The organism is Streptomyces sp. NPDC101110 (assembly GCF_044759525.1).
GTDB lineage: Bacteria > Actinomycetota > Actinomycetes > Streptomycetales > Streptomycetaceae > Streptomyces.
Genome location: NZ_JBIVZM010000033.1, coordinates 1 through 1,782, shown reverse-complemented (window position 1 = coordinate 1,782; position 1,782 = coordinate 1). Strand labels below are relative to the sequence as shown.

2 protein-coding genes and 1 pseudogene are annotated in these 1,782 nt (G+C 64.8%); all 3 read left to right on the top strand.

Going from position 1 to position 1,782, the window contains the following annotated elements; all coding sequences use genetic code 11:
* Nucleotides 1-350: 350 nt before the first annotated feature.
* On the top strand, nucleotides 351-725 hold the full coding sequence (locus tag ACIQU3_RS36835; RefSeq protein WP_221758986.1) for a hypothetical protein: 375 nt from the start codon (nucleotides 351-353) through the stop codon (nucleotides 723-725).
* Between the two features lie 191 nt (nucleotides 726-916).
* Nucleotides 917-1,297: a helix-turn-helix transcriptional regulator gene (locus ACIQU3_RS36830; RefSeq protein WP_031111334.1), complete on the top strand. Its 381-nt coding sequence runs from the start codon at nucleotides 917-919 to the stop codon at nucleotides 1,295-1,297.
* Between the two features lie 119 nt (nucleotides 1,298-1,416).
* Nucleotides 1,417-1,598 (top strand): annotated as a pseudogene (locus ACIQU3_RS36825) (IS630 family transposase); the annotation flags it as partial.
* Between the last annotated feature and the right edge of the window lie 184 nt (nucleotides 1,599-1,782).

Below are 1,782 nucleotides of genomic sequence, written 5' to 3'. Positions count from 1 at the left end.
GTTCGTCCCGCGACGTGGCCCCCTTTGAGGGATCGCGGCGGGCGGTGCAGTCCTCGCGCCGGCGGCATGCTGGTGGGCCCGCACCGCGGTTGAGTAATACGCCCCTAGCGCCCACACCGCACATGATGCGCGCATAAAACCGCAGGTCAGGAGCGCTTCGCCGCCGGTTCGAGGATGGCAACGCACTGCCCATGATGCGTCACGGATGTTGCATCATCCGCCATTTTCGAGCTCCCTCGTCCAATAGTGGAACAACAGGGCTGCCGGGAACGGGCACTACATAGGGTCCTGGGCACGGGCGGGGAGGGCGATGCCCAAGCCGCGCAGAGACCCCAGGAGGAGATGCTGGTATGAGCAATGTGGAGGTCTCCCTGAAGGAGATCATGACTTCGATCGAGGGCGCATTGGGGACTGCGCTGGTCGACTACACCAGCGGTATGGCGCTGGGCACCATGGGGGGCGGCAAGGACCTCGACCTGACTGTTGCGGCAGCTGGCAACACGGACGTGATCCGCGCCAAGGTCCGCACCATGGAACACCTCGGACTCAAAGGCGAAATCGAGGACATACTGATCACACTCGGCAGCCAGAACCATCTCCTCCGGCCCCTCAAGGGCCGTGGTGGCAACGGCTTGTTCCTCTACCTCGTGCTCGACAAAAAGACATCGAACCTGGCCATGGCCCGCCACCAGCTCAAGCGGATCGAGGCGGGGCTGGACGTGTAGCAAGCCGCGTGCTCCATGGCCCCGCACGCTCACCACTTGAAGATTTCTTCAACTGGCCACATCCAGATCAGAGCAATCCCATGGGTGTGCGGGGCCGCATCCACGAGGATCGGTTCGCAGCACCGCCTGCGGTGGCACGCAGAAGGCCGCCGTGCCCCGAGACAGCCCTCACGCGGCAGGGAGAGATTCACATGCAGGTCCCCCTCTACCAGGCCAAGGCCGAGTTCTTCCGCATGCTCGGTCACCCGGTACGGATCCGGGTCCTGGAATTGCTGCAGAACGGCCCCGTCCCGGTACGTGACCTGCTCAGCGAGATCGAGATCGAACCATCCAGCCTCTCCCAGCAACTGGCCGTGCTACGCCGCTCGGGCATCGTCGTCTCCATCCGGGAGGGTGCAACCGTCAGCTACGCACTTGCCGGCGGTGATGTGGCCGAACTCCTGCGCGCAGCCCGCCGCATCTTGACCGAACTGATCGCAGGACAAAACGAGCTGCTTGCCGAACTCCAGCAGGCAGACGTTCAGCCGGCCCTCATCCCGGGCGGAACCGACCTACCCTCGACCGGTCTGTAACAGCACGTCGCGGCGTGGCCGGTCACAACGACTCTGGTGCCGTGACCAAGTTGGTTTGCCGGGTCGATGGTCGTGGCGGTTGGATGTGCGGTGACGTCCATGCGACCGGTGGAGGCGCGGTGGCTGAGCCTGTCCGTGTGCGCAGACCGATCGATCGGGAGGGGCAGGAACTGCAGCAAATCGCGCGCCGGGGCAGCACCAGCTCGGCGCGCTACCGGCGAGCGATGATGCAGAGTCCGCCGACGGGATCCCGGTGATCGCCCATCTGGTCCAGGCCGACGAGGACACGGTGCGGGAGGTGTGGCCCGACCTGCTGCACGATTAACCGTCCGTGCGGACATCTGACCTACCAGTTGGTCAGGTCCACGAGGAGATCGCAGTGTGGGTCATCTAGGTGTGCTGACCGGACAGGTTGGTGACGCGGCTGGCTGGGGTGTGGCCGCTGATTCCGGTGTGGGGTCGGTGGTAGTTGTACCAGTCCAGCC